6 protein-coding genes are annotated in these 6,549 nt (G+C 75.5%); 3 read left to right on the plus strand and 3 right to left on the minus strand.

Translation table 11 applies throughout. The annotated features are described in order from the left end of the window. Positions 1–159 precede the first annotated feature (159 nt). On the minus strand, positions 160–687 hold the full coding sequence (locus tag ACFY07_RS26015; protein ID WP_390871980.1) for an STM3941 family protein: 528 nt from the start codon (positions 685–687) through the stop codon (positions 160–162). Between the two features lie 118 nt (positions 688–805). Next, positions 806–1,603, minus strand: coding sequence for an alpha/beta fold hydrolase (locus tag ACFY07_RS26020; RefSeq protein ID WP_390871981.1), 798 nt, complete (start codon positions 1,601–1,603; stop codon positions 806–808). Between the two features lie 587 nt (positions 1,604–2,190). Between ACFY07_RS26020 and ACFY07_RS26025 the strand changes: the two genes are divergently transcribed. The 3 genes from ACFY07_RS26025 to ACFY07_RS26035 all read left to right on the plus strand — a co-directional run bounded on the left by ACFY07_RS26025 (position 2,191) and on the right by ACFY07_RS26035 (position 5,787). Then, positions 2,191–3,360 (plus strand): TetR/AcrR family transcriptional regulator, encoded by a 1,170-nt coding sequence (locus tag ACFY07_RS26025; protein WP_390871982.1) that lies wholly within the window; start codon positions 2,191–2,193, stop codon positions 3,358–3,360. After that, a complete protein-coding gene (locus tag ACFY07_RS26030) occupies positions 3,357–3,989 on the plus strand; it encodes a transcriptional regulator (RefSeq protein ID WP_390871983.1) in 633 nt (210 codons plus the stop codon). Before ACFY07_RS26025 ends, ACFY07_RS26030 begins: the two co-directional genes overlap by 4 nt. Before the next feature lie 109 nt (positions 3,990–4,098). Next, positions 4,099–5,787 (plus strand): pyruvate, phosphate dikinase, encoded by a 1,689-nt coding sequence (locus ACFY07_RS26035; RefSeq protein WP_390871984.1) that lies wholly within the window; start codon positions 4,099–4,101, stop codon positions 5,785–5,787. Between the two features lie 73 nt (positions 5,788–5,860). Here the strand turns inward: ACFY07_RS26035 and ACFY07_RS26040 are convergent, their stop codons facing one another. Next, positions 5,861–6,115, minus strand: a complete 255-nt coding sequence (locus ACFY07_RS26040; RefSeq protein ID WP_390871985.1) for a hypothetical protein — start codon at positions 6,113–6,115, stop codon at positions 5,861–5,863. Positions 6,116–6,549: the final 434 nt, after the last annotated feature.

Consider the following 6,549-nt stretch of genomic DNA (forward strand, 5'->3'; position numbering starts at 1 on the left):
AGGACACCGCGCCGTCCACCGTGCGGCTCCCCGCCGTCGGGCCGCCCGCCGCGGTCCGTCCCACGACGCCCCGTCCGCGCACCGCGCGCGGGACGACCGCGTGCCGCCGGTGCGGCGTCACCGGCAACGCGTCCTCGGCGCCGCGTCCTCGGCCTCCCGTCACCGGTGGACGGTCAGCCGGGGACGGTGGCGCACCATCGCCTGCACGACCTCCTCCGGGCCGGCCGGCAGCGAGACCGTGGAGATGTTCGCGGGCCCGAACCCGAGGCGCAGGTTGGCGGAGGCGGTCGCCCGCACGATCCGCGGGGCGCGGGCCAGGTACCCGGCGGGGTCGTGCAGCACCAGCCCGATCATCCGCCGGCTCGCGGACCGGACCTCCACCTCGCGGATCCTGACCCCGTCCACCTCCTCCCAGGCGATCCTCCCGAGCTGCACGTGGTCCAGCCCGGCCTCGTCCAGGACCAGTTCGGGCCTGCGCCGCACCAGGCGGGACCCCGACACCGCCGCGCAGAGCCCGAAGAACCCCACGGCGGCCGCCCCGCCGAGCACCGCCTTGACCGAGTCGTGGCGCACCAGCAGCACCGCGCCCAGGGCGCAGAAGGCCAGTGAGCCCAGGAACAGGAGGAGGACGCGGCGCAGGGAGGACGGGTACGCCGTCGGCGGCAGGGCCGCTCTCCTCTCGGTCACGGGCCGCACGACAGGGCCGCCGCGTCCGTCCGGGGAAGCCCGGCCCGCGCCGCACCGCCCCCGGAGCGGCCGCCCCGGCAGGGCCGCCCCCCGGGGTACGCCCGCGCCGGGACGAGGGTCAGGCGGTCCGTGCGTCCGGGGCCTCCAGGAAGGGCAGCACGGTGCCGGCCAGGAGGGGGTGGGTGAGGATGTCGTAGTGGGTCGCCCCGGGAAGGACGGCGAGCCGGGCCGTGGAGCGGTCCGACCCGTCCCAGCCCGGGTCGCGCAGGCCGCCGCCCAGCAGGGCGTAGGCCTCGACCATGTGGTCCGGGCGCACCGCGTCGGCGTCGCCGAAGACCAGCAGGGTCGGGGCGGTGATGCGGGCGGCCTCGGCGGTCCAGTCGAAGTCGCGGTGGAGTTGCTCGGCGATCTTGCCGACGAGCACCGGCCAGTCCTCCGGCCGCGGCGCGTGCCGGGCGTAGGAGGCATAGGCGGGGGACTGCCGCAGCGCCTCGGCGGCCTCCGCGCTCATCGCGTCCATGCCCGCCAGGGCCTCCGCGTGCCAGCCGCCCCGCCTGAGGGCGGCCGAGACCAGGACCAGGCGGCGCACCGCCCCGGGGTGCTGGACCGCGGTGCGCAGCGCGACGGCCGCGCCCAGGGAGTAGCCCAGGACGTCGGCCCGCGGCAGGCCGAGGTGCGCGACGAGGGCCGCGACGTCGTCGGCCATCAGCTCCGGCCGCAGCGGGCGGTCGACGTCGGCGGTGCGGCCGTGGGCCTGGAGGTCGACCAGGACCACCCGGCGCCGTGCGGACAGCGCCGGGAGCAGCGGGGCGAACATCTCCCCGGACCCGATGCCGCCGTGCAGCAGCACCAGCGGCTCCCCCGAGCCGTGCTCCTCGACGTACAGCGGCACCCCGTTGACCTCTGCGCAGCCCATCGCCTCACCCTTCACCTCTCGTGCGGTCGTCACCGAGGGGTGACCGCCGCGGCTGCCCGGACTCATCGGTCCCCACCGTCCCCGCGCTGCCGACCTGCTCAGCACGGCCTGAGGACCCGCCCGGACCCAGGGCCCGTCACGCCCCGACGCACCGTCGGACAATCACCTCCTCAACAACGTGACAACGCCTTCCGACGGCCCACGGCCGCCGCCCTTTCGAGAGCACGCGCCGCATTCCGGTCGCCGTGCGCGCCTGAGCCCTCGAACCCGCCCGGCCGCTCCCCGGCCCGGGAGACCCCGGCCTGGGAAACCCCCGCCCGGGACAGTGCCGCACACCGAACCCCGCCCACCCGTCGCCGCACCGGCCAGGACCTCACCGCCCGGCAGAGGTCGTGGAACCGAGTCCACACCGTCCACGACTCCGCCACGGCCGTCCGGACGGCGTCACCGCGAAGTCCGGGATTTCGGATGTTCTCACCATCGGGATGTTCACTGTATCTTCTGCTGTGAGCGCCCAGGCTTGTGCTCCGGCGCAGAGACGGCTGCGCACCGAACGGCTGTGCAGCAACGGACGGAAGGGGTCGCAGATGGGCCGGTTGACCCGGGCCCAGCAGCAGGAGCGCACCCGCGCCGCCGTGCTGACAGCGGCGAAGGCCGAGTTCACCGCGCACGGATACGCCCTGGCGAAGGTGGACCGGATCGCCGAGCGGGCCGAACTGACGCGTGGCGCCGTCTACTCGAACTTTCCGAGCAAACGCGCCCTCTATCTGGCGGTGCTGATCGACATGGTCGAGCGCGGCGCCACCGCCAAGGACGACACCCGCGCCGAGACCTCCCGCCCGCCGACGTCCCCCGCCCGTGCCTCCATCGCCGAGGCCCTCGACGCCTTCGCCCGGAGCCGACTCGAGCGACTGCCGCCGGCCGACCGCACCCCCTCCGTCGGCCGCGTGCGGCTGCGTGCCCTGGCCGAGGTGCTCGACGACGAACCGATGCGCGCCGCGTTCGGCCAGGTCGCGCGCCTGGAGGCGCTGCTGCTCGCACTCGCGCTGGAGTCGCTGGATTCGCGCGGGTCCGCCGTCGCACCGCCCGCGCGGCAGGTACGGCGGGCTCAGCTCGTCCTGCGGTTGCTGGACGGCCCGGGCGCCTCGGCGGATCCGGCACTCGGAATCGGTGACCCCTTCGACATCGCGCAGGCCTGCGCGCACCTGGCCGGGCTTCCCCTCGCCGACACCTGGAACCCGCCGCATTGGCCCTACGTCCCGCCCGCGCAGGCCTGCCACGACCCGTGGGACCCGCCGCGGGAGTTGCGGGACCTGCTCGACCGGCGTCCGGTCGGATTCGCCGAGGACGGTGTGATCACGGTCCTCGGCACCCGCCGCCTCGAGGCCGCGGAAGAGGCCGTCCGCGCCGCACGGGCCGGTGACCAGGTCACCGTGGCCGTCGCCACCGCCGCCCCCGCCGAGATCGGACGCCTCGTCCGACTGAGAATCGGCGACTTCGCCCACAGCCTGGGGCGCGTGTTCGGCCCCGACGGCCGGCCCGGCCTGCGGCTCGTCCTCGACGACCGCGGCCTGCTGGCGTCGGCCGTCGGCGTTCCTGACGCCGCCGACACCGCCGAGTACGCGGTCCGCATCCGGCACGGCATGATCGTCACCCGGGCCCAGGGACCGGGCGCCGCGTACGCCGCGGCCACGGCTGCTCTCGACCGCACCACCGCAGACGTCTCCGACACCGAACCCGATGGGGCCGCGCCATGACCCAGCCCGTTTCGTCCGACGCCACCAGCACCGATCTGCTGGTGCTCCACACTCTTCGCTGCATCGGCTTCTCGGGCCTGTCCGCCGTGGCCGGGGCGACAGGACTGCCCGAGTCCGACGTCGAGTCGGAACTGATCGACCTCGCCGTCGACGGCCTCGTCACGCGCACCGCGGGCGACTTCGGCGGCTGGGGTCTCACGGACGCCGGCCGCGCCGCCGACGCCGAGCGGATCGCCGGCGAGGTGGCGGCGGCCGGTGTGCGGCCCGCGCTGTCCGCGGCCTTCGACCGGTTCCTCGTCCTCAACCCCGAACTGCTCGACCTGTGCACGGCCTGGCAGACCCGCACCGTCGACGGCAGCATGACGATGAACGACCACAGCGACTCCTCGTACGACGCCCGGGTCCTCGACCGGTTCGCGGACTTCCACCGGCGTGCGGAGCCGCTGTGCGCGGAGCTGTCCGCGGCACTGCCCCGGTTCCAGCGCTACCCCGTACGCCTCGCCGACGCGCTCGCCCGCGCCCGGTCCGGCGCGCTGGAGTACGTGACGGACAGCACCGCCTCGTACCACACCGTGTGGTTCCAGCTCCACGAGGACCTGCTGACCACCCTCGGCATCCCGCGCCACTGACCCGCGGTCCGCCGCCCCGTGGCACACCTCCCCCCGGGGCACACCCCTGCCCGTGGCATCCCTCTCCCCACGGCCGAATCAGCAGAGGCGACGCAGAGATGACGACGCGATGACCTGGATCCACCCGCTCTCGGCAGAGGTCGAGGAGACCGTGGACGTCCTCGGCGGCAAGGCGCACGGGCTCATCGTGCTCCGGCGTCTGGGGCTGCCCGTGCCACCGGGGTTCGTCATCGGTACGGAGGCATGCCGCGCCTACCTCCTCACCGGGAGGCTGCCCGACGGCCTCGGCACCGAACTGGCTCACTCTGTAAGGGCCTTGGAGGCTGCAGCGCACCGCACACTCGGTGGACCCGAACGGCCGCTGGCCGTGTCGGTCCGCTCCGGCGGCCCCGTGTCGATGCCCGGCATGATGAGCACCGTCCTCAACCTCGGACTCACCTCCGAGGCGACCGTCGCGCTGGCCGAGGAGACGGGCGACCCGCGCTTCGCGCTGGACTCGCGGCTTCGCTTCCTGACCAGCTTCGCCTCGGAGGTCGTGGGTGTGGGCCGGCGGAGCCTGGCGCACGCGGAGCAGGTCCTGGCAGGTGCGGAGTGGGCTATCGGCGGCCAGGACGACGACCTGAGCGGCTTGGAGACGGCGATCCGCGAGGTCGAGCAGCTGATCCGCGACCGGAGCGGCGAGTCCGTACCCGAGGACGCGGCCCGGCAGTTGGAGCTGGCCGTCGAGGCGGTGTTCTCGTCATGGGACACCCCGCGCGCCAGGACCTTCCGCGCGCTGCACGACATCCCCGGCGACCTCGGCACGGCGGTCACCGTCCAGGCGATGGTGTTCGGCAACCGCGACGGGCGCAGCGGTACGGGTGTCGCCTTCAGCCGCGATCCCAACACCGGCGAACGGGTTCCGTTCGGAGAGGTCCTGTTCGGCCGGCAGGGCGACGACGTCGTCTCCGGCACCTCGATCACCCGCCCCCTGAGCGAGCTGGCCGACCGGGAACCCGCCGTCTGGGCAGGGTTGTCGGCGGCGCTGGACCGGCTGGAAGAGCATGACCGCGACGCGTGCTACGTCGAGTTCACCTTCGAGGCAGGCGAGTTGTGGATCCTCCAGGCCCGCCCCGGGCGGTTCGTCGGGCGCGCCGCGGTCCGGGTCGCGGTGGACCTCGCCGAGGCCGGGACGATCGGGCGCGACGAGGCCCTGCTGCGCGTCTCGCCCCAGCAGCTGTCCCAGGTCCGGACCCCGCGGATCACGGTGGTCGATCCGCGGGACGTCTTCGTCCGGGGGCTCGGGGCTTCCCCCGGCGTCGCCGTCGGCCGGGTGGCCACCACCGCCGACAGCGCGGCACGGCTGGCGGCGGGCGGACCGGTCGTCCTGCTGCGTCCCGACACCTCGCCGCTCGACCTGCACGGCCTGGCCGCCGCGGCCGGGGTCGTCACCGCACGCGGCGGGCCGACCAGTCACGCGGCCGTGGTGGCGCGGGCGATGGGCAAGCCCGCCGTCGTGGGCGCCGCGGGCCTCACCGTCGACGCCGCCGCGGGCTGTGCTCGGGCGGGCGGGCGCGTCCTGCCCGAAGGCACGCTCATCGCCCTCGACGGGACGAGCGGTGAGGTCGTCGTGGGCGAGCCCCGCGTCACGACGGACGCGGCCGACCCCCACCTGCGCCGACTGCTCGGCTGGGCGGACGACGTCGCGGGCGGCGCCGACGGCGACCGTGACGAGACGGAACGCCTGGCCTCGGCGCAGGCTGTCCTGCGAGGTGCCGGTGGTCAGGGGGCGCCCGGCCGGATCCGCGGGCTCCGGTAGGGCAGAGGGACCGGTGCGCGGGTGGTCGGACGCTGCGCGACCTGGTGCTGGCAGCCCACGAGCGGCGGATCCTTCAACCTGCCCGCCGCCCGCCGCCCGCCGCCCGCCGCCTGCTGCCCGCGGACGTCAGCGTCGTCCCACGGCCCTCCGGTACAGCGCCCGGCCGGTTCTCGCGCCGCAGCGCGGCCGGTTCCTCACGTTCGGCGCTGGTCAGGCCCTCGCGCTCGCCGGCGTCGACCCGGGCCTGGCGGACCCGGTCGCGGACCGCGGTCCCGGCCAGGTCGAAGTCCCGGGCGACCTGCCCGGCCGAGCGGTCACCGCGCCGCACAGCTCGACGATCCCGGCCTTGGACTCCGGCGTGAACGAGCGCCAGGGGCGAGGCTTCCTCTTCTCCGTGCTCTCCACGGCGGACATCCGTCCGGGGACTCAACCCCTGATCCCGGATGTCCGTCGAACCGCAGCAAGCCCACTTCTCGGCGACCCCCGGGACGCCGGCAACCCGGCCGGCTTCGCCGCGGCCGTCGCCGCCGACGAACGCGAGGAGACGGCGGCGGCCGCCGAGGCGGCCCCGGACGACTCCGGCCCGCACGCCGAGTTCGTGCCCCGGGTGCTCGGCGGCGCCGGAGCATCGGGGAGGGGCGGGGGGGGGGCCCACCCCCCCCCCCCCCCCCCCACCCCCACACCAGCGTGTCGTACCCCCCGCCGGCGCGCCCGAAGGGCGGGCGGGGGCCGGCCGCCCCGGCGGAGCCCACCATCCGGTTG

Source organism: Streptomyces sp. NPDC001380 (assembly GCF_042895785.1).
Classification (GTDB): domain Bacteria; phylum Actinomycetota; class Actinomycetes; order Streptomycetales; family Streptomycetaceae; genus Peterkaempfera.

Coding starts and splice junctions, on each gene's coding strand:
- ACFY07_RS26020 (WP_390871981.1), bottom strand. CDS start 1,603: ATGGGCTGCGCAGAGGTCAACGGGGTGCCGCTGTACGTCGAGGAGCAC.
- ACFY07_RS26025 (WP_390871982.1), top strand. CDS start 2,191: ATGGGCCGGTTGACCCGGGCCCAGCAGCAGGAGCGCACCCGCGCCGCC.
- ACFY07_RS26030 (WP_390871983.1), top strand. CDS start 3,357: ATGACCCAGCCCGTTTCGTCCGACGCCACCAGCACCGATCTGCTGGTG.
- ACFY07_RS26035 (WP_390871984.1), top strand. CDS start 4,099: ATGACCTGGATCCACCCGCTCTCGGCAGAGGTCGAGGAGACCGTGGAC.